The sequence below is a fragment of the Streptomyces sp. NPDC052101 genome, assembly GCF_040680235.1.
Lineage (GTDB): Bacteria > Actinomycetota > Actinomycetes > Streptomycetales > Streptomycetaceae > Streptomyces.
The window spans coordinates 31311-50082 of sequence record NZ_JBFAWH010000004.1 but is presented as its reverse complement, the minus strand read 5'-3'; the positions used below and the strand labels follow the sequence as shown (position 1 = coordinate 50082).

Genomic DNA, 18772 nt, shown 5'->3' with positions numbered 1-18772 from the left:
CCGTCACGGCACGTCCCGCGGAGCGCTCAGTCGCGGACCGCCACGCGCTCCGCTTCCGCCTCCTCCACCTCCTCCACAGTGGACCTGGCGACCACGAAGGACGGCCGGGTACGACGGCTGCGCAAGCCGGTGAGGGTGATCAGCAGGCCGACCGCCGCGATGCCGGTGACGACCATGAAGCCGGGCCGGTAGCTGTCGAGGACGGCCTGCGGGGTGGCGTGCGCGGGGGCACCCGCGGTCACCACCGCGGTGACCACCGCCAGGAAGATCGCGCCGCCCACTTGCACCGAGGTGTTGAGCAGCCCGGAGACCATGCCCTGCTCGTGGTCCTCGACCCCGTTGGTGGCCTGGATGTTGAGCGACGGGAAGACCAGCGCGCAGGCCGCGCCGATCAGCAGCATGGACGGCAGGATCACGGCCGCGTACACCGGGTCCAGGTCGACGCGCAGGAACAGCGCGTAGCCGAGGACCATGAGGGCGAAGCCGGTCGCGATCAGCCGTGGCGTACCGAACCGGTCGACGATCGCGCCGACCTTCGTGGAGGACACCGCCACCAGCGCGCCCGCCGGCAGGAACGCGAGCGCCGTGTGCAGCGCCGACCAGCCGAGCAGGGACTGCATGTAGAGCGTCGTCAGGAACTGGAAACCGACGTACGAGCCGAAGAACGCGATCGCGCCGAGCTGGGCGCGGACCTGACTGCCCGAGCGCAGCACGCCGAGCCGGATCAGCGGGCTCGGCGAGCGCCGCTCGACCAGGATGAAGGCGGTCAGCAGCACGGCGACGGCGACGAAGGACAGCAGTGTGCGGGCCGAGGCCCAGCCGGCCTCGGGGGCCTGGACGACGGTGAAGACCAGCAGCAGCATCGAGGCGGTGCCCAGGACGGCGCCGGGGATGTCGTAGCCGCCGTGGTTCTCCTCGCGGGCGCTGCGCGGCAGCAGCCGCAGGCCGGCGAGGAGGGCGAGCAGGGCGATCGGCGCGGGCAGCAGCATGGTGAAGCGCCAGCTGGCCTCGGTGAGCAGGCCCGAGAGCACCAGGCCCATGGAGAAGCCGGTGGCGGCGCAGGTGGTGTAGATGGACAGGGCGCGGTTGCGCAGCGGGCCCTCCGGGAACGTCGTGGTGATGATCGACAGGCCGGCCGGTGCCGTGAAGGCCGCGCTCAGGCCCTTGATGAACCGGCTGGCGATCAGCAGCGGACCCGAGTCCACGAGCCCGCCGAGCAGCGAGGCGAGCGCGAAGACGCCGAGGGCGACGAGGAACACCTGACGCCGGCCGAGCAGGTCGGCGGTGCGGCCGCCGAGGAGGAGCAGGCCGCCGTACCCCAGGATGTAGCCGCTGACGATCCATTGCAGCGTCGACGTGGACAGATGGAGGTCGGAGCCGATGGACGGCAGTGCGACGCCGACCATCGACACGTCCAGCGCGTCCAGGAACATCGCCGCGCAGAGCACCAGCAGGGTGCCCCACAGCCGGGGGGTCCAGCGGACCGCCGGGGACGGGACCGCGGAGGGGGTGAGCGGAGAGGTCATGCTCCAGACACTACATGCGCACGCATTGATTGCAAGCGCATTTAATTCCGATGCAATAATCTTGTTTCTCTGCTACGGTGCGCGCATGGCGTCGAACAGGGCCGAGCGGGCGCTCGTGGAGCAGTGGCGGGACATCCTCGCGCTGCATGCCCGCACCCAGTGCGAGCTGGACCGGGCGCTGCACGGACACGGCCTGTGCGCCAGCGACTTCGAGGTCCTCGACCTGCTCGCCGAGGACGCGGCGGCGGACGGCGGCTGCGCCTTCCGCGTGCAGGAGATCTCCGAGCGCATTCACCTCAGCCAGAGTGCGCTGTCCCGGCTGATCGGCCGTCTGGAGAAGGACGGCCTGGTCGAGCGTGCCATGTGCGCCGAGGACCGGCGCGGGGTGCGGGTCGCGCTCACGAACAAGGGGCGCGCGCTGCACGGCGAGGTACGGCCCGTGCAGCGCGCGGTGCTGGCCCGGATGCTGGCCGACGCCGGCTGACCGGGTGTCAGAAGCCGCCCTTCTCCCGCCACAGCGCGGCCAGTGAGGGGTCACCGGACACGCTCGGCACGGGCCTGCGGTTCCACAGGGCCAGGTACAACTCGTCGGCGGGACCGGACAGTTCGGCCTCGGCCGCGTCATCGGCGTACGGTACGGCCACCGGCGGCTCGGCCGTGAGCCGTACGGTCCACACCGCGTCCGCCTCCGCCCCCGCGTTCAGCGCGCGCACCCGCAGCGTCCGCGGCTTGTCCGTGCGCAGGCGGCTGCGCTCGCGGGCGTGGAAGCCGCGCAGCAGTTCGTCGATGCCGTCCACCGCGAAGTCCGGGGCGATCGGTGACGGCGTACCGCCGCGCGCGGCCTCGGCGTCGTAGCGGTGGACGGCCGTCTCGTGCGCCTGCCGGCGCGTCCAGAACGCCAGCGGTGAGGGGTTGGGCGCCGGGTGGAAGGTCCAGCACCGCACGTCGGCGGGTGCGGCGGCCAAAGTGTCGACCAGCAGGCGGTGGCTGTCCCGGTACCAGTCCACCAGCGCGGTGCCGTCCAGGTCCGGCGCGTCGCCGAGCGGGCGGGGCTCGGGGTGCCCGTCGGCGACGAAGGCCGCGGCCCACCGGTGCACCGCGCCGGTGTGCCGCAGCAGGTCGCGCACCTGCCACTCCGGGCAGGCGGGCACCTTGGCCTCGGTACCGGCCGCGGCGGCGGCCGCCGCGAGCAACCGGCCCTCCCGGTCCAGGGTCTGAAGGAAGTCAGAGGTCTCCATGGCGTGAGTGTGCCGGACCGGGCGTGCCCGCGGGCCGGTATTTTCACCCGTCGGGCAAGCCGCGCCGGCCTCAGGCGCCCATCGTCCGCCGGGTGGCCACCCCGATGACCGCGGCGACGGCGGCCAGCGCCGCCACGCTGGTGAGCGCGGTCGCCAGGGAGAACCAGTCGGCCATGAACCCGATCGCGGGCGGTCCGAGGAGCATGCCGCCGTAGCCCAGCGTCGAGGCTACGGCCACGCCGGACGGACCCGTCAGCGAGCCCGCGCGCTCCACCGCGACCGGGAAGAGGTTGGCGAGCCCGAGCCCGGTGACGGCGAAGCCGATCAGCGCGGCCCAGGCGGACGGCGCGAGCGAGCCGAGCAGCATGCCCGCCGCCGCGACGGTGCCGCCGGCGATCACCGTGCGGGCCCGGCCGAGCCGCTCCAGCAGCGTCGTGCCGGTCGCCCGGCCCACGGTCATGGCCAGCGCGAAGCACGAGTACCCGGCCGCCGCCACACCGGACGACGCCGCGAGGTCCTGCTGGAGATGGAGCGCGCCCCAGTCGGCCATGGCGCCCTCGCCGTAGGCGGTGCACAGCGCGATCAGCCCGAAGACGAGGACCAGCCCGCGGCTGCCGGTCCGCCGCGGTGCGGCGCGGTCCGCCTCCATGGGCGAGGACGGGAGCCGGTCCGCGGGGGCGGGCGGCTCCTGCAGCAGGGCGCGTCCGGCGGCGGCCGTGACGACCAGCCCGATCAGGGTGAGGCCGAGCAGATGCCGGGTGGGCGAGAGCACGCTGGCGACCAGTCCGCCGAGGCCGGCGCCGATCATCCCGCCCAGGCTGAACGCGGCATGGAACGTCGGCATGATCGGCCGCCGCAACGCGGCCACCAGGTCGACGGCGGCGCTGTTGAACGCGACGTTGATGCCGCCATAGGCGGCGCCGAAGAGGAGGAGTACGACGCCGAGCGCGGCTGCGGAGTGGGTCAGCGGAGGGAGGCTGACGCTGAGGGAGAGGGCGACGGCGCACACCACGGTGACCGGATGGCTGCCGTAGCGACGGCAGAGCCGCCCGATGAGGGTCATGGTGACGACGGCTCCGGCGGAGACACCGAGCAGGGCCAGGCCCAGATCGCCGGCGGAGGCGTCGGTCTGCTGCTTGATGGCGGGGATCCGGACCACCCAGCCCGCGAAGATGAAGCCGTCGAGGGCGAAGAAGGCGGTGAGCGCGATGCGCAGACGGGTCAGATCACGGCTGGCACCCGGCACGACACTGTGCGTTCGGGGTTTGTTTATTAGCGGCACAAAGTCAGGCTAGGTGGGGGTGCGGGGCGGGGCAAGGGGAAATGGCCGGGATGAGGCGGTCCGGCGGGGCGGTGGAGGCGAGGGGGCGCGCGCAGGGCGGGCGCGCGACAACGGCTCCGGCCTCCACGACGGGCTCTTCCGGCCACTCCTTGACCGGGGTCCGCGTGTGCAAGGGTTGACCGATATCGCCTTGACCTGCGTAGACTTGCGCGCTCCCGAGGCGGCGGCGGTGTCAACACGGCGTGGCGCGTGTCCCGTTCAGGGTGCTTCAGCGGTACGTCCGCCCGGTCTGCTTCCGGATACAGGTCGGTTAATGCTTGCTCACGAGCTGGTTGCCGACGGGTGAGCGGTCCATGATGGGCCCATGACGTTGGCCTCGCGCGCGCTCGCGCAACTGGCGACCTGGCCCGACCTGAGTCAGGCGGTCCCGAGCTGCGGCCTGGGACAGGCGGTGAGTTCGGCCCAGGGCGAGATCGCCCACTTCCACTCGGAGCGCGATGTCGATCTGCGACTGACCGACCGGGCGATCAGGCGGTTCGCCAAGGATCTGCGGGCCTCGGGTGCGATCAGGATCGTGCCCGGCTCGCAGTGGGTGACGCTGCGGCTCGACGCGGCCAGCGACGTCGACCTGCTGCTGACCCTGGCGAGCGTGGCGCTCCAGGCCCAACAGGCCTGGCCCGACCCGCTCGACAGACCGCCGACCGGCTGCAACGACCAGCGCGGCGCGGGATTCGTGAAGGCCGACCTCAGCGGCATCTGAGCCGGGCACCCGCAACGGCTTGTCGAGTCACACGGCGGTGATGACCGGCGCGGCCGTGGGTGCGGCGCGGGCCGGCCGTATCCGCGCCGCCTTCTGCCCGCCGCGCCGGCCTCCCGTCACACCGTGACGACCCGGACGCCCGCCTCCTCGAAGCGGCGTACCGTCTCCTGGTCCACCGCCGTGTCCGTCACGAGCGTGTTCACCAGGTCCGTGCCGCAGATCCGGGCGAACGCCCGCTGGCCCAGCTTGCTGGAGTCGGCGGCGACCACGACCCGCTCGGCGCGCTCGCACAGCAGCCGGTTGATCGCGGCCTCCGCCTCGTCATGGGCCGCCGCGCCGTGCGTGACGTCGAAGGCCACGACACCGAGCACGGCCACGTCGAGCGTGATCTGCCCGAGCACCCCGTCCGCGAGCGGGCCGATGAGTTCGTACGACTGCGGGCGCGCCACCCCGCCCGTCACCACGATCTTGAACTGGGGCCGTACGGCAAGCTCGTTGGCGATGTTGAGCGCGTTGGTGACCACGGTCAGCGCGGGCGAGCCGGTGGCCAGGTCGCCGCGTACGGCGAGGGCCCGGGCCACCTCGGTGGTGGTCGTACCGCCGGTCAGCCCCACCGCCTCGCCGGGGGCGACGAGTTCGGCCACCGCCTTGGCGATGCGCTGCTTCTCCGAGGCGCGGCGGGCCGTCTTGTAGCGCAGCGGGAGTTCGTACGACACCCCGTGCACCACCGCTCCGCCCCGGGTGCGCACCAGCATCTGCTGCTCGGCGAGCTGGTCGAAGTCCCGGCGGATCGTCGCCGCCGACACCGCCAGCTCGGCCGCCGCCTCCTCGACGTCCAGCCGGCCGCGTTCGACGAGCAGTTCCAGCAGTGCCTTCCAGCGGGCGTCCCGGGACATCCGCACCTCCGCTCTTTGACCGTTCCCCGGTCGTACCCCGGTCGCTCGCCGACCGCACTCCGATTCCTCGGCGACCCTAGCGCACCCACTCTGCGCTCAAATGCTTGATTGTGCTCGAAAGCTCGCTATATCTTGCAGGAACAATCAGCGAGGGGGAGGGTGTGGGCATGACGCATGTCGAGAACGAGCTGAACAGCCAGCCGGAGTGCTGGGCGCGGGCGGCCGAGGAGGCGCCGCGGCACCGGGACGCGCTGCCGGGGCCGGGGGAGCGGGTCGCGATCGTGGGGTGCGGGACCTCGTACTTCATGGCGCAGGCGGTGGCCGGCCTGCGGGAGGGCGCCGGCCAGGGCGAGACCGACGCGTTCGCGGCCTCCGAGTTCCCGTACGGCCGGCCGTACGACCGGGTCGTGGCCCTCACCCGCTCCGGCACCACCACCGAAGTGCTGGAACTCCTCGGGAAGGTGCGGGGGCGGACCCGCACCACCGCCGTCACCGCCGATCCCGGCACTCCCGTCATGTCCGCCGCCGACGGTCTCGTCGTGCTGGACTTCGCCGACGAACGCTCCGTCGTCCAGACCCGGTTCGCCACCACCGCCCTCACCCTTCTGCGCGCCCACCTCGGCCTGCACACCGACTCCGTCGTCGCCGACGCGCGCACGGCCCTCTCCGCTTCTCTTCCCGAAGACCTGCTCGCCTGCACCCAGTTCACGTTCCTCGGGCGCGGCTGGACCGTCGGGCTCGCAGGCGAGGCCGGGCTGAAGATGCGCGAGGCCTCGCTGTCCTGGACCGAGGCGTACCCGGCGATGGAGTACCGGCACGGCCCGATCAGCATCACCACCGAGGGCACGGCCACCTGGATGCTCGGCGCGGCACCCGCGGGGCTCGCCCAGCAGGTGCGCGCGACCGGCGGGTTGTGGATCGACGGCGGACTCGACCCGCTCGCCGAACTCGTCCGGATCCACCGGCTGGCGGTCGCCGTCGCCGCCGCCCGCGGACTCGACCCCGACCAGCCCCGCCATCTGACCCGCTCGGTGATCCTCGCCCCCTGAACCCGGCCCGCCTCCCGGAAGGACACCTCACGTGCCCCTTGCGTCCACCGGCGAGCTGGTCACCACAGCCGCCGCCACCAGATCCGCCGTCGCCGCGTTCAACATCATCACCCTCGAACACGTCGAGGCCGTCATCGCCGGCGCCGAGTCGGCCGGTACGCCCGTCGTCCTCCAGGTCAGCGAGAACGCCGTCAAGTTCCGCTACGGCCGGCTGCTGCCGCTGGCCCGCGCGGCCGTCGCCGCCGCCGAACGCGCCACCGTACCCGTCGCTCTGCACCTGGACCATGTGCAGAGCGACCACCTGCTGCGCCAGACGCGCGACGCCGGCTTCAGCTCGGTCATGTACGACGCGGCCCGGCTGCCGTACGCCGACAACCTCTCCGCGACCCGGGCCGCCGCCGACTGGGCGCACTCCCAAGGGCTCTGGATCGAGGCCGAGTTGGGACAGGTCGGCGGCAAGGACGGCAGGCCCCCGCTGGACGCCCACGCACCCGGCGCCCGCACCGACCCGGACCAGGCGCGCGACTTCGTGGCCGGCACCGGCGTCGACGCGCTCGCCGTCGCCGTCGGCAGCGTGCACGCGATGACCACCCGCACCGCCACCCTCGACCACGGCCTGCTCAAACGGCTGTCCGCCGCGCTGCCCGTCCCGCTCGTCCTGCACGGCTCCTCGGGCGTGCCGGACGACGCACTGGTCGCGGCGGTCGCCGGCGGCATCGCCAAGGTCAACGTGGGCACCGCCCTCAACATCGCCATGACCGGCGCGATCCGGGAGTTCCTCGCCGCCCACCCGGAAGCCGTCGACTCACGCAAGTACCTGAGTGTCGGCCGCGAGGCGATGGCCGACGAGGTCCAGCGGATCATCGGGGTGCTCGCCAGGGCGGCCTAGTGCCCCGGCACTAGTCCTTCCTGACCGCCCTCAGCACCACGAACTTCGGGTCACCGGCGACCAGTTCGCAGTTCCCGAACAGCCGCTTCAGCTTCACGTGGTACCCCAGGTGCCGATTCCCGATCACCCACAGCTCACCGCCGGGCCGAAGCGCGCGCCGCGCGCCCGTGAACATCCGCCACGCCGTCGCGTCGGTCGTCGCCTGGTGGGAGTGGAACGGCGGATTGTTCAGGACCAGGTCCACACTGCCCGGCGCGACCCCGGCCAGCCCGTCACCGACCCGGAACTCGGCGTGCCCGGGCACGCCGTTGGCCTTGTACGTCGCTTCCGCCGAGGCCACCGCCTGGAAGGACTCGTCCACGAACAGCACCTCGGCGGACGGGTCCGCCAGCGCCACCGCCGTACCGACGACGCCGTTGCCGCAGCCGAGGTCCACCACGCGGCCCGCGCCCGGCCCCGGCAGGTGCCCCAGGAAGAACCGGGTGCCGATGTCGAGCCGGTCGGCGCAGAAGACGCCCGCGTGGTTCACGACCGTGCGCCCGGAGACCGCCCCGATCCCGTCCGGGAGCGCGTAGCTGTACGGCCACGGGTTCGCCGGCCGCTCCAGCGCCGGGTCCGGGGTGCAGAAGATCAGCCGGGCCTTCTGCCGGGCCAGCGAGGTCCGGGTCGGACCGAGGATCCGCTCGAACAGCTGGAGCGTGGAGGTGTGGATCTCCTTCACCATCCCGGTGCCGACGACCACCGTGCCCGCGTGCACGGCGGGCGCCAGCCGCAGCAGCTGGTCCTCCAGCAGCGCCAGGCTCTTCGGTACCCGCACGAGCAGCACGTCCACCCGCTCCGGCGGCGGATCCTGGGTGGTCAGCAGCCGCACCGCACCGGGCTCGACCCCGGCCCGCGCCAGATTCGCCCGGGTCGCCTCCTGGCTCAGGAAGGAGTCGGTGAGCTGCGTCGGCCGGTGCTCCGCGAGTGCCGTGACCAGCGCACCCCAGCGGTCCCCGACCACCACGACCGACCCGGTGAGCGGCACCCCCTCCTCGGCCAGATGACGCAGCAGATACGCGTCTGAGGCGTCCCAGGCACGCAGCCGGTCGCGCGGGTCCTCGGGGAAGCGGGCCAGCTCGACCTCGCCCCACGGTGTCGTCATACGGTCGCTCATCGTGCCTCCCAGGCTAGCGGAGCCGCAGCTCAGGGACGGTGGGGCGGGCATGCGGCACGATGGAGCGCGTGGACGCGGAGCTGTTTCCCCGGGAGCGCGCGGAGGTCGCGCCGGGCGCCGTGCACGTCCCGGACTGGCTGGACGCCGACCGGCAGCGCGACCTGCTCGCCGCCTGCCGGACGTGGGCGCGGCCGCCGGCCGGCCTGCGCACGGTCCGCACCCCGGGCGGGGGCACCATGACCGCCCGGCAGGTCTGCCTCGGCTGGCACTGGTACCCGTACGCCTACGCCCGCACCGCCGTGGACGGCGACGGCGCCCCCGTCAAACCGTTCCCCGGCTGGCTCGGCGAACTGGGCCGTCGCGCCGCCGCCGACGCGCTCGGCTCGCGGCCGGGGTACGCCTACGACATCGCGCTGATCAACTTCTACGACGGCGACGCCCACATGGGCATGCACCGCGACAGCGACGAGCAGGCCGACGCGCCGGTGGTCTCCCTCAGCCTCGGCGACACCTGCGTCTTCCGCTTCGGCAACACCGAGACGCGCGCGAAGCCGTACACCGACCTGGAGCTGCGCAGCGGCGACCTGTTCGTCTTCGGCGGCCCCTCCCGCCTCGCCTACCACGGCGTACCCCGCGTGTACCCGGGCACGGCCCCGCCCGCGCTGGGCCTCACCGGCCGGCTGAACATCACCCTGCGGGTGAGCGGCCTGTAGGCACCGTAGGCCTGTCCGGCAGACCGGATCGGGCCGGATCGCGGCCGCTGGGGCCGACCTGATGGGGCGGACAGGCCCTGGCCAGGCGGCGCAGGCCACCCTGGGTGCGGATCATGGGAGACTCGCCCTCATGAGCGGCAAGTCGGAGCCCCGGACAGCGGGGGAGAGGACCACCTCGAGAGCGCGGCTGGACCGAGGGCGCGGCGCGCTCGGACCCGCGCTGGAGCTGGTGCACACCGGGCGGGCGCCGACCCGCGCCGTACTCACCGCGGAACTCGGCGTCACCCGGGCGACCGCGGGCGCGGTGGCCGCCGAGCTGGAGGCGCTCGGGCTGATCCGGGTGGACGCCCGGCCGGCCGCCGCGGCCGGCTCCCAGGGCCGGCCCTCGCACCGCCTCGAAGTCGCCGAGGACGGCCCGGTGGCACTTGCCGCGCAGGTCCACGCCGACGGCTTCCGGGCGGCCCTGGTCGGCCTCGGCGGGCGGATCGTGGCGACTTCGCCCGGCTGCGAGACCGTCGACGCCGACCCGGCGAAGGTGCTCGGCTCGGTCGTCGAGGCGGGCGCGGAACTGCTCCGTACGACCGGCCGCCGCTGCGTCGGCGCCGGACTCGCCGTACCGTCCGCCGTCGCCGAACCCGACGGCCTCGCCCTCAACCCCCTGCACCTGGCCTGGCCCGTGGGCGCCCCGGTCCGCCGGATCTTCGCGGAGTGCGTACGCGCGGCCGGCATCACGGGGCCGGCCTTCGCGGGCAACGACGTGAACCTCGCCGCGCTCGCCGAGCACCGGCACGGTGCCGGCCGGGGCGCCCGGGACCTGCTGTGCGTGGCCACCGGACACCGGGGCGTCGGCGGCGCCCTGGTTCTCGACGGCCGCCTGCACACCGGCAGTTCGGGCCTCGCCCTGGAGGTCGGCCATCTCACCGTGAACCCGGAGGGCCGGCCCTGCTTCTGCGGCAGCCGGGGCTGTCTGGACGTCGAGGCCGACCCGCTGGCCCTGCTGGTCGAGGCAGGCCGCGCGCCGGGCCCCGAGGTGTCCCTCCTCCAGCAGGCCAACGACCTGCTGCGCACCCAGTACACCGACCCGGCCGTCCGCAGTGCCGCCGAGGCCCTGATCGACCGCCTGGGCCTGGGCCTGGCCGGGCTGGTCAACATCCTCAACCCCGACCGCATCATCCTCGGCGGTCTGCACCGCACCCTCCTGGACGCCGACCCCGGGCGGCTGCGTGCCGTCGTGGCCGACCGCAGCCTGTGGGGCCAGAGCGGCGGTGTGCCGATCCTGCCGTGCACACTCGACCACAACAGCCTGGTCGGAGCGGCCGAACTGGCCTGGCAGCCGGTCCTGGACGATCCGCTGGGAGCGCTGCGGTGACCGCTGCGGCCGTGGAGATCCTGCCCGCCGGTCGCATCCGCCTGGTCGAAGGGCCGCACGTCGACTGTCTGTGACCGGTTGTGCGGCGGTAAACCGGGGCCTGACCGGTTGTACGTCGTTGTGTACGTCGATCACGCCGGGGCCTGAGCCGTCAGGCTCCACAGCGCCGCCACCAGGGGGCGCCGCAGGTCGGCTCTGCGGACGCACAGTCCGATCGGGAACCGCTCCGGAGCCGGGTCCGCGGGAAGGACGGTCAGCCGGTCGCGGACCGCGCTGCTCTCCAGCACCAGCCGTGGCACCAGGCCCGTGCCGCAGCCCAGGGCGACCAGCGTCAACAGGCCCTCGTGACCGTCCGGTTCGCAGGCCACGTCCGGCAGTCGGCCACGCGTGCGGAACCAGCGGTCCGCCGCGTCGCGCACCAGCCCCCGGTGGGGCAGCACGAACGGCCCCGCGAGGTCGGGGTCCGGGCGGTCCCGGGCGGTCACCAGCACCAGATCGGTCACCGCGACCGTCCGGCTGACCAGCGGATCCGGCAACCGCGCCGGAACACCGGCCACGGCCACGTCCACCTCGCCCTCGTCCAGCCGGGCCAGCGCCGCCGCGGCGTCGCCGGTGCGCAGATCCAGGCGCACCTGGGGATGCGCGGCACGGAACGTCCCCAGCAGGTCGGGCAGCAGTGCCTGACAGGCCGTCACCGTCGCGAACACCGCGAGACGGCCGGTGAGTTCGGCGGGATCCGGGTGCTCCTCGCGATAGGCGCGCCACAGCTCCAGCGCGTCCAGCGCGTACTGGCGGAACCGGTGGCCCTCGGCCGTCAGGGACACCCCGCGCGGACCCCGGTCGAACAGCCGGTGCCCCAGCTCCGCCTCCAGCCGCTGCACGGTCCGGGTCAGCGTCGCCGGGCTGACATGACAGTCCATGCTCGTCCGGCCGAAGTTCAGCGACTGCGCGAGATGGAGAAACAGCCGCAGCTCCCGGTGCTCGTCCCGCACTCGCTGACCTCCTCGTTTCGCTTCCCGCAACGCTCCGCTGCACATCTTGCGCTTGCCGCAACACCCGGCCGGAGCCTACAACTCGACCATGACCGAGACCACGTACGCCTCCCGACTCTTCCCTCTCGAGACCATGGACGTGCCCGGCGGCACCGAGACGATCCTGCGCGGCGGCCGGCACCTCTTCCCGCTGCTGCCGCAGGCCTTCGCCGGGGTCCGCCGGATCGGCGTGCTCGGCTGGGGACCGCAGGGCCGCGCCCAGGCCCGTAACCTGCGCGACTCCCTCGCCGGCAGTGGCATCACGGTCGCCGTCGGCCTGCGCCCCGGCTCCGCCTCGGCCGCCGACGCCCGCGCCCACGGCTTCACGGAGGAGGACGGCACCCTCGGCGACTGGCTCGCCGTGGCCGCCGACAGCGACCTGGTCGTCCTGCTCCTCGCGGACGCCGCGCTGGCCGCCCACCACCAGGAGATCTTCGCCGCGCTCAGGCCCGGCGCCGTGATCGGCCTCTCGCACGGCTTCCTCCTCGGCCATCTGCGCGAGACCGGCGGCGACTTCCCGGCCGGCCACGGCGTGATCGCCGTCTGCCCCAAGGGCATGGGCGACTCCGTGCGCCGCCTCTACGAACAGGGCGCGGAGGTCAACGGCGCCGGGATCAACAGCAGTTTCGCCGTGCACGCCGACCCCGACGGCCGGGGCACCGACCTCGCCCTCGGCTGGTCGGTCGCGCTGGGCTCGCCGTACACCTTCCGCACCACGCTGGAGAGCGAGTACCGCTCCGACATCGTCGGCGAGCGGGCCATCCTGCTCGGCGCCGTGCACGGCATCGTGGAGAGCCTGTACGGCCGCTACCGGCTCGCCGGGGACGACACGGTGACCGCGTACGAGCGCTCCTGCGAGAACATCACCGGGCCGATCGCCCGCACCATCTCGCGCTCCGGTCTGCGCGCCGTCCGCGACGGCCTCGACACAGCAGGGCGGGAGGTCTTCGACCGGGCGTACACGGCGACGTACGGCCCGGCCCGCGAACTCGTCGCCGAGATCTACGACGAGGTCGCCGACGGCACCGAGCTGCGCAGCGTGATCCTGGCCGAACAGCGGCTCGGCACCCGGCCGATGAGCCGGATCGGCGGCTCCCCGATGTGGGCGGCGGGCGAGCGGGTGCGGGCTCGTCGTGCCGAACGCACGCTGTCCGCGGAGCCGTTCACCGCCGGTGTCTTCGTCGCCACCATGACCGCCCAGATCGACGAGTTCGCCGACCGCGGCCACCCCTGGTCCGAGATCGTCAACGAGTCGGTCATCGAGGCCGTCGACTCCCTGCTGCCGTACATGCACGCCCGCGACGTGGCGTACATGGTCGACAACTGCTCCCGCACGGCCCGCCTCGGCGCTCGCCGCTGGGGCCCGCGCTTCCAGTCCGCCTTCGAGCAGATCGCCTACCCGGCCGCCGAACAACCGGCTGATCAGCGCCTTTTGGCAGCGTTCGCCGAGCATCCCGTGCACGAGGCCTTGACCGCGGCGGCGAAACTCCGCCCGTCGGTGGACATCTCGGTGGCGTGAGCGCGCCCCCAAGAGGCGCCGGCAGCCGCCGGCAGCCGGGCGCGGCTCACCAGTGCCTGCCGTGCCGGAGCCGGTCGCGGCCGGGCGCGGACAGGTGCAGCACCTGGTAGACGTCCCCGTCGGCCTTGGGTGTGTCGTGCTCCCAGAGCGAGAAGTGGACCAGCTCCCACGCGCGCGTGTCCACCGCGGCCGCGGCCAGCACCGCACCGTCCTCGGCGGCCAGCCGCCCGGTCTCGGCCGCCGCGTCCGTCATGAAGGCCGCCAACTCCACGCCCTCCGGCACCGGTTGGCGCCGACGCACGGCGTACGCGGGAGCCGACCCCGTGGCGGTGCCCTCCTCGAAGGCGAGGCCGGTCCACTGCCGTATCGCCGGCCGCCCGAAGGCGTCGATCGGCCCCTGGAAGGTGCCTCCCCACAGGAAGCTGTTCATGCCCTCCATGGTGTTCCAGAGGTAGAACGGCCCGTACTGGTTGACGGGGGAGCCGTTCACCCCGCGCTCGCGCAGTACGTACGTCTTGATACCGAGGCCGTCCCAGTCGTCCAGCAGATGCGCCACGCGGGCGACGCGGGAGCGGATGACCCCCATGTCGTAGTCGGCGGGCAGGGTGAACTCGTACTGCATGGCGTGCATGTCGTGATTCCCTTCTCGGGGTCTCGGCGGCCTCCGCGACCGCGAGACAGGTCATGAAGGTGCGGGCGAGGCGCCGTGCCGGTGCCGTTCGCCCGTGACTCAGTTCTCCTGTCCGGTCTCCTGCCCGGGAGTCCGGGGTGCGAGCAGGGAGAGCAGGCCGCGGACTCCGGCGTCGAAGGCGGCCGGGGAGCCGGAGGCGCGGGCCAGGACATAGCCGCCCTGCACCGTCGCGAGGACGGCCGAGCCGATCTCCTCGCCGTCCAGCGAGGACGCGAACTGCCCCTGCCGCTTGCCCTCTTCGACGATCTCCGCGATCCGCTCCCGGATCCACGCGATCGTCTCGTCCACCGGCGCGCGCAGCTCGTCGCTGGCGATCACGTCCGGGTCCATGGTCAGCCGGCCGATCGGGCAGCCGCGCAGTACGTCACGCTCGCGCAGCAGATACGCCTCGATGCGCTCGTACGGCGTGCCCGGTCCGGCCAGGGCCCGCTCGGCGGCCGCCCGCAGCTCCTGCGCGGTCCGCCTGATCGCCGCCAGGGCGAGGTCCGGCTTGCCCTTGAAGTGGTGGTACATGCTGCCCTGGCCGGCGCCCGCGCGCTCCAGGATCGCCTTGGGGCTCGTGCCCACGTACCCGCGCTCCCACAGCAGCTCGCGGGTGGACTCGATCAGTCGTTCCGGGGTGCTCATGCACCTACTGTACATACTAGTAGTTACAGTCCGCCAGTCCGTGCCGCGCAGTCCGTCGGGAGCAGTTCGCCGCCCGCGCCGTACTCCCCGGGAGGTAGCCGCACTGCCGCCGGCCGCACGACGACCCGGACCCCTCGCCGGAGGGAGTCTCGTGGCATCCCCGAAGACCGCACAGCAGACGACCCGTTCGACAAGGGAGATGACCCGAGATGCAGACCCTGGCCACCTGGGACGGCGGACCCGGCCCATGGATCCTGTTCTTCCCGCTGATCTGGGCGGCCGTCGTGTTCGGCGCCGTCACCCTGCTGCGCCGCACCGTCCGGCGCGGCCGCGGCGGACCCTGGCGGCTCATGGACGGCTCACGCCCCGCGGGCGACTCGCCGCTCGCGGTCCTCGGCCGCCGCTTCGCCTCCGGCGAGATCGACGAGGACGAGTACTGGCGCCGTATGTCCGTCCTGGAGGAGCAGTTCGGCCGCACGGGCAAGGGAGGCGCCGCATGACCACGACCACCGCACCGCGGGCCGCGGCCCGCGTGGTCGACGCGGTGAAGGTGTACGGCGGTGGCGACACCGCCGTACACGCCCTGGACGGCGTCGACGTCTCCTTCCCCGCCGGACGCTTCACGGCGATCATGGGCCCCTCGGGCTCCGGCAAGTCCACCCTCATGCACTGCGCGGCCGGCCTCGACACGCTCACCTCCGGCGCCGCCTACATCGGCGACACCGAACTCGGCGCGCTGGACGACCGGCGGCTGACCCTGCTGCGCCGCGACCGGGTCGGCTTCGTCTTCCAGGCGTTCAACCTGGTGCCCACGCTGACCGTCGCGGAGAACATCACCCTGCCCCTGGACCTGGCCGGCCGGCGCGGCGACCGGGAGTGGATCGACGCGCTCGTCGACGTCGTCGGGCTGCGCGACCGGCTGCACCACCGGCCCTCGGAACTCTCCGGCGGACAGCAGCAACGCGTCGCCGTGGCACGGGCGTTCGCCGGACGCCCCGACGTGGTCTTCGCCGACGAGCCGACCGGAAACCTCGACTCCCGCTCCGGTGCGGAGGTCCTCGGGCTGCTCGGCCGGGCCGTACGGCAGATGGACCGTACGGTCGTCATGGTCACGCACGACCCGGTGGCCGCCGCCCACGCCGACGAGGTGCTCTTCCTCGCCGACGGACGGCTGGTCGACCGGATGGAGGCGCCGACCGCGGACCGGGTCCTGGACCGGATGAAGGCCTTCGAGGTGCGGACATGAACGCCTCGCTCCGGCTCAGCCTCACCTCCCTGCGCGCGCACCGGCGCCGGTTCGCCGGCACCTTCCTCGCTGTGTTCCTCGGCGTCGCCTTCCTGACCGGCACCCTCGTCATGGGCGACACGCTGCGCGCGAGCTTCGGCAGCATGTTCGGCGAGGCCACCAGCGGCACGGACGCCGTCGTACGCGGCGCCGACGCCATCACCACACCCGGCGAGGCCCAGGGCGTACGAAGGCCGGTGGACACCTCGCTGCAGAAGGCCATCGAGCGGGTCCCCGGGGTGGCGGCCGCCGCCCCGAACATCCAGGGCGCGGGCCAGCTCGTCGGCTCCGACGGCAAGCCCGTCGGCGGCCAGGGACCGCCGACCCTCGCCGGCAACTGGATCACCGACGCGCGGCTCAACCCGTACCGGCTCGCCGAAGGCCGCGCTCCCGCCCGGCCGGGCGAGGTCGTGGTGAACCGGGGTGCCGCGAAGAAGGGCGGCCTGAAGATCGGTGACACGACCGTCCTGCGCACCCCGGACCCGGTGAAGGTCACCGTCGTCGGCCTCGCCACCTTCGGCGGCCAGGACGGCATGGCCCAGGTGACGTTCACCGGCATGACCAGGGCCGACGCCGAGAAGTACCTCACCGCGCGACCCGGCCTGGCCGCGGCCATCGAGGTGCGGGCCGGGTCCGGAGTGAGCCAGCAGGACCTGGTCCGGCGGCTGACTCCCGTGCTGCCCGAGGGAGTCGAGGCCATCACCGGTCAGCAGTCGGCGCAGGAGAACACCGACATGATCTCCAGCCAGTTCCTGACCCTCTTCACCACCTTCCTGCTCGTGTTCTCCGGTGTGGCCCTGCTCGTCGCCACCTTCTCCATCCACAACACGTTCGCCATCGTGGTCGCCCAACGGACCCGCGAGAACGCCCTGTTGCGGGCCCTCGGCGCGGCCCGCCGCCAGGTGACCGCCGCCGCGCTCGCCGAGGCCTGCCTCGTCGCGCTCACCGCGTCCCTCACCGGGCTCGCGGGCGGCATCGGCATCGCCGCCGGCCTGCAGGCGCTGTTCCCGGCGATCGGATTCCCGTTCCCCGACGGCGACCTGGTGATCAAGACCCTGTCGATGGTGCTGCCGCTCGCGGCGGGGATCGCGGTCTGCCTGGGCTCCGCGCTGCTGCCGGCCCGGCGCGCCGGACGCACCGCACCGCTCGCCGCGCTGCGCGAGACGGCCGTCGACACCTCCGGTGCCTCCCGCGTCCGTGCGATCGCCGGGGGCGTCCTCGGTGCGCTGGCGCTCGCCACGACCCTGACCGGCGTCCTCGTCTCCCCGTCGGTGTGGCTGGCGGGAGTCGGCGCGCTGCTCGCCCTGGCGGCGTTCGTCGTCCTCGGCCCGGTCGCCGCCACCACGGCCGTACGACTGCTCGGCGGCCCCCTGGACCGGCTGCGCGGGGTCACCGGCTCGCTGGCCCGGCGCAACGCCCTGCGCAGCCCGAAGCGGACCGCGGCGACCGCGAGCGCCCTGATGATCGGGGTCGCCGTCGTGTCGCTGTTCACCGTCTTCGGCGCGTCACTGAAGGCCACGATGGACCAGACGGTGTCCCGGTCCTTCGCCGGTGACGTCGCCGTCAGCAGCCCGTCCTTCGGCGCGGGCGGCAGCGGACTCAGCCCCCGGCTCGCCCCCGCCCTGCAGCGGCTGCCCCAGGTGGAGACGGCCGTGGGACTCGGCCGGGGAGTGGCCGAAGTCGAGGGCAGGGGGCGGGCGCTGACCGTCACCGATCCGGTCGCGCTCGCCCGCACCTTCGACCTCGGCACGGTCACCGGCTCGCTGCGCGACCTCGGCAGCGACGGCATCGCACTCACCCGGAAGGAGGCGGACCGGCAGCATCTGCGCACCGGCGACACGGCCACGCTGACCTTCACCGACGGCAAGACGGAGAACTTCACCGTCCGGGCCGTGTACGGCCGGTCGGAACTCGCGGGCGACTACGTCATCACCCGCGCCGCCTGGGCCCCGCACCGCACGCAGGACGCGGACACCCTGATCGCCGTCACCTTCCGGCACGGGGTGGGCGCCGACGCGGGCAAGGCGGCGGTGCGGCAGGTCGCCGCCCGGTACGGCAACCCCGAGGTGCAGACCCGCGACGAGTACGCGCAGTCCTCGGCCGGCGGCATCGACATGATGCTGACCCTGGTCTACGCGCTGCTCGCCCTCGCGGTGGTCATCGCCCTGCTCGGCATCGCGAACACGCTGACCCTCGCGGTGCACGAACGCACCCGGGAACTGGGCCTGTTGCGAGCCGTCGGCCAGACCCGCGCCCAGCTGCGGGCCATGGTCCGCTGGGAGTCGGTCCTGGTCGCCGCGTTCGGCACGGCGGGTGGGCTGGGGCTCGGCGCCTTCCTGGGCTGGGTGCTGGTGAAGGCCTCCGACGGCGCGAGCGACACCGCGTTCGCCTTCGCCCTCCCGCCCGCGCGGCTCGTGGTGGTGGCCCTCGTGGGCCTCACCGCCGGCGCCTTGGCGGGCCTCCGTCCGGCCCGCCGCGCGTCCCGCCTGGACGTCCTGCGCGCCATCGCGACGGAGTGACGGGGCCGACGACACTGGGCCCGCCCACCCACCGGCTCGGCACCTGCCCGCACGCACCTGCGGCTCCGTCGTGGCTGGTCGCGCAGTTCCCCGCGCCCCTGCGGGGTTGCGGCCGGCCGTGCTCGCGGTGGTGCCGCGGCTGTGGGTGCCTATCGGTCGGGTCGCGTGTGTCCGTGTGCGAGTGCGGCTTCGTTGTGGCTGGTCGCGCAGTTCCCCGCGCCC

18 protein-coding genes are annotated in these 18772 nt (G+C 73.5%); 10 read left to right on the top strand and 8 right to left on the bottom strand.

Annotated features, from left to right (window positions below; genetic code table 11):
* Window positions 1-26 precede the first annotated feature (26 nt).
* On the bottom strand, window positions 27-1526 hold the full coding sequence (locus tag AB0L75_RS10385) for an MFS transporter (RefSeq protein ID WP_365178210.1): 1500 nt from the start codon (window positions 1524-1526) through the stop codon (window positions 27-29).
* 85 nt (window positions 1527-1611) lie between these two features.
* Here AB0L75_RS10385 and AB0L75_RS10380 point away from each other — a divergent pair, with 85 nt between their 5' ends.
* Window positions 1612-2010 carry a MarR family transcriptional regulator gene (locus tag AB0L75_RS10380; RefSeq protein ID WP_365178207.1) on the top strand — a complete coding sequence of 133 codons (399 nt, stop codon included), beginning with the start codon at window positions 1612-1614 and terminating at the stop codon, window positions 2008-2010.
* 7 nt (window positions 2011-2017) lie between these two features.
* Here AB0L75_RS10380 and AB0L75_RS10375 read toward each other — a convergent pair whose 3' ends face one another.
* A complete protein-coding gene (locus AB0L75_RS10375) occupies window positions 2018-2764 on the bottom strand; it encodes a maleylpyruvate isomerase family mycothiol-dependent enzyme (protein ID WP_365178204.1) in 747 nt (248 codons plus the stop codon).
* Window positions 2765-2834: 70 nt separating this feature from the next.
* Entirely contained in the window at window positions 2835-4010 is a 1176-nt protein-coding gene (locus AB0L75_RS10370; RefSeq protein ID WP_365178201.1) for an MFS transporter, read from the bottom strand.
* A gap of 400 nt (window positions 4011-4410) precedes the next feature.
* Between AB0L75_RS10370 and AB0L75_RS10365 the strand changes: the two genes are divergently transcribed.
* Complete coding sequence (locus AB0L75_RS10365; RefSeq protein ID WP_365178198.1) at window positions 4411-4806, top strand: luciferase family protein; 396 nt, start codon at window positions 4411-4413, stop codon at window positions 4804-4806.
* Between the two features lie 116 nt (window positions 4807-4922).
* On the opposite strand, the gene AB0L75_RS10360 is transcribed toward AB0L75_RS10365, so the two are convergent.
* A complete protein-coding gene (locus tag AB0L75_RS10360) occupies window positions 4923-5702 on the bottom strand; it encodes a DeoR/GlpR family DNA-binding transcription regulator (RefSeq protein ID WP_365178195.1) in 780 nt (259 codons plus the stop codon).
* A 167-nt stretch (window positions 5703-5869) separates the two neighbouring features.
* Between AB0L75_RS10360 and AB0L75_RS10355 the strand changes: the two genes are divergently transcribed.
* Entirely contained in the window at window positions 5870-6751 is an 882-nt protein-coding gene (locus AB0L75_RS10355) for a sugar isomerase (protein WP_365178193.1), read from the top strand.
* 31 nt (window positions 6752-6782) lie between these two features.
* Window positions 6783-7640 (top strand): class II fructose-bisphosphate aldolase, encoded by an 858-nt coding sequence (locus AB0L75_RS10350; protein WP_365178190.1) that lies wholly within the window; start codon window positions 6783-6785, stop codon window positions 7638-7640.
* A gap of 10 nt (window positions 7641-7650) precedes the next feature.
* Here AB0L75_RS10350 and AB0L75_RS10345 read toward each other — a convergent pair whose 3' ends face one another.
* A complete protein-coding gene (locus tag AB0L75_RS10345; RefSeq protein WP_365178895.1) occupies window positions 7651-8784 on the bottom strand; it encodes a methyltransferase in 1134 nt (377 codons plus the stop codon).
* A gap of 80 nt (window positions 8785-8864) precedes the next feature.
* On the opposite strand from AB0L75_RS10345, the gene AB0L75_RS10340 reads away from it, so the two are divergent.
* Together AB0L75_RS10340 and AB0L75_RS10335 are read left to right on the top strand one after the other, a co-directional pair.
* Entirely contained in the window at window positions 8865-9509 is a 645-nt protein-coding gene (locus AB0L75_RS10340) for an alpha-ketoglutarate-dependent dioxygenase AlkB (protein WP_365178187.1), read from the top strand.
* A gap of 130 nt (window positions 9510-9639) precedes the next feature.
* A complete protein-coding gene (locus AB0L75_RS10335) occupies window positions 9640-10878 on the top strand; it encodes an ROK family protein (protein WP_365178184.1) in 1239 nt (412 codons plus the stop codon).
* 131 nt (window positions 10879-11009) lie between these two features.
* Here the strand turns inward: AB0L75_RS10335 and ilvY are convergent, their stop codons facing one another.
* The gene (ilvY, locus tag AB0L75_RS10330; protein ID WP_365178182.1) at window positions 11010-11870 is read right to left on the bottom strand and encodes an HTH-type transcriptional activator IlvY; all 861 of its coding nucleotides are present in this window, start codon (window positions 11868-11870) and stop codon (window positions 11010-11012) included.
* An 88-nt stretch (window positions 11871-11958) separates the two neighbouring features.
* Here ilvY and AB0L75_RS10325 point away from each other — a divergent pair, with 88 nt between their 5' ends.
* A complete protein-coding gene (locus tag AB0L75_RS10325) occupies window positions 11959-13428 on the top strand; it encodes a ketol-acid reductoisomerase (RefSeq protein WP_365178179.1) in 1470 nt (489 codons plus the stop codon).
* A gap of 46 nt (window positions 13429-13474) precedes the next feature.
* Here the strand turns inward: AB0L75_RS10325 and AB0L75_RS10320 are convergent, their stop codons facing one another.
* Both AB0L75_RS10320 and AB0L75_RS10315 read right to left on the bottom strand, forming a co-directional pair.
* Complete coding sequence (locus AB0L75_RS10320; RefSeq protein ID WP_365178176.1) at window positions 13475-14059, bottom strand: DUF4865 family protein; 585 nt, start codon at window positions 14057-14059, stop codon at window positions 13475-13477.
* Window positions 14060-14158: 99 nt separating this feature from the next.
* Complete coding sequence (locus tag AB0L75_RS10315; protein ID WP_365178173.1) at window positions 14159-14761, bottom strand: TetR/AcrR family transcriptional regulator; 603 nt, start codon at window positions 14759-14761, stop codon at window positions 14159-14161.
* A gap of 194 nt (window positions 14762-14955) precedes the next feature.
* Here AB0L75_RS10315 and AB0L75_RS10310 point away from each other — a divergent pair, with 194 nt between their 5' ends.
* From AB0L75_RS10310 to AB0L75_RS10300, 3 genes are read left to right on the top strand one after another with little or no spacing between them, the layout of a single operon-like run.
* Window positions 14956-15246, top strand: coding sequence for an SHOCT domain-containing protein (locus AB0L75_RS10310; protein WP_365178170.1), 291 nt, complete (start codon window positions 14956-14958; stop codon window positions 15244-15246).
* Window positions 15243-15992 carry an ABC transporter ATP-binding protein gene (locus AB0L75_RS10305; RefSeq protein WP_365178167.1) on the top strand — a complete coding sequence of 250 codons (750 nt, stop codon included), beginning with the start codon at window positions 15243-15245 and terminating at the stop codon, window positions 15990-15992. Before AB0L75_RS10310 ends, AB0L75_RS10305 begins: the two co-directional genes overlap by 4 nt.
* Window positions 15989-18550, top strand: a complete 2562-nt coding sequence (locus AB0L75_RS10300; protein ID WP_365178165.1) for an FtsX-like permease family protein — start codon at window positions 15989-15991, stop codon at window positions 18548-18550. Before AB0L75_RS10305 ends, AB0L75_RS10300 begins: the two co-directional genes overlap by 4 nt.
* Window positions 18551-18772: the final 222 nt, after the last annotated feature.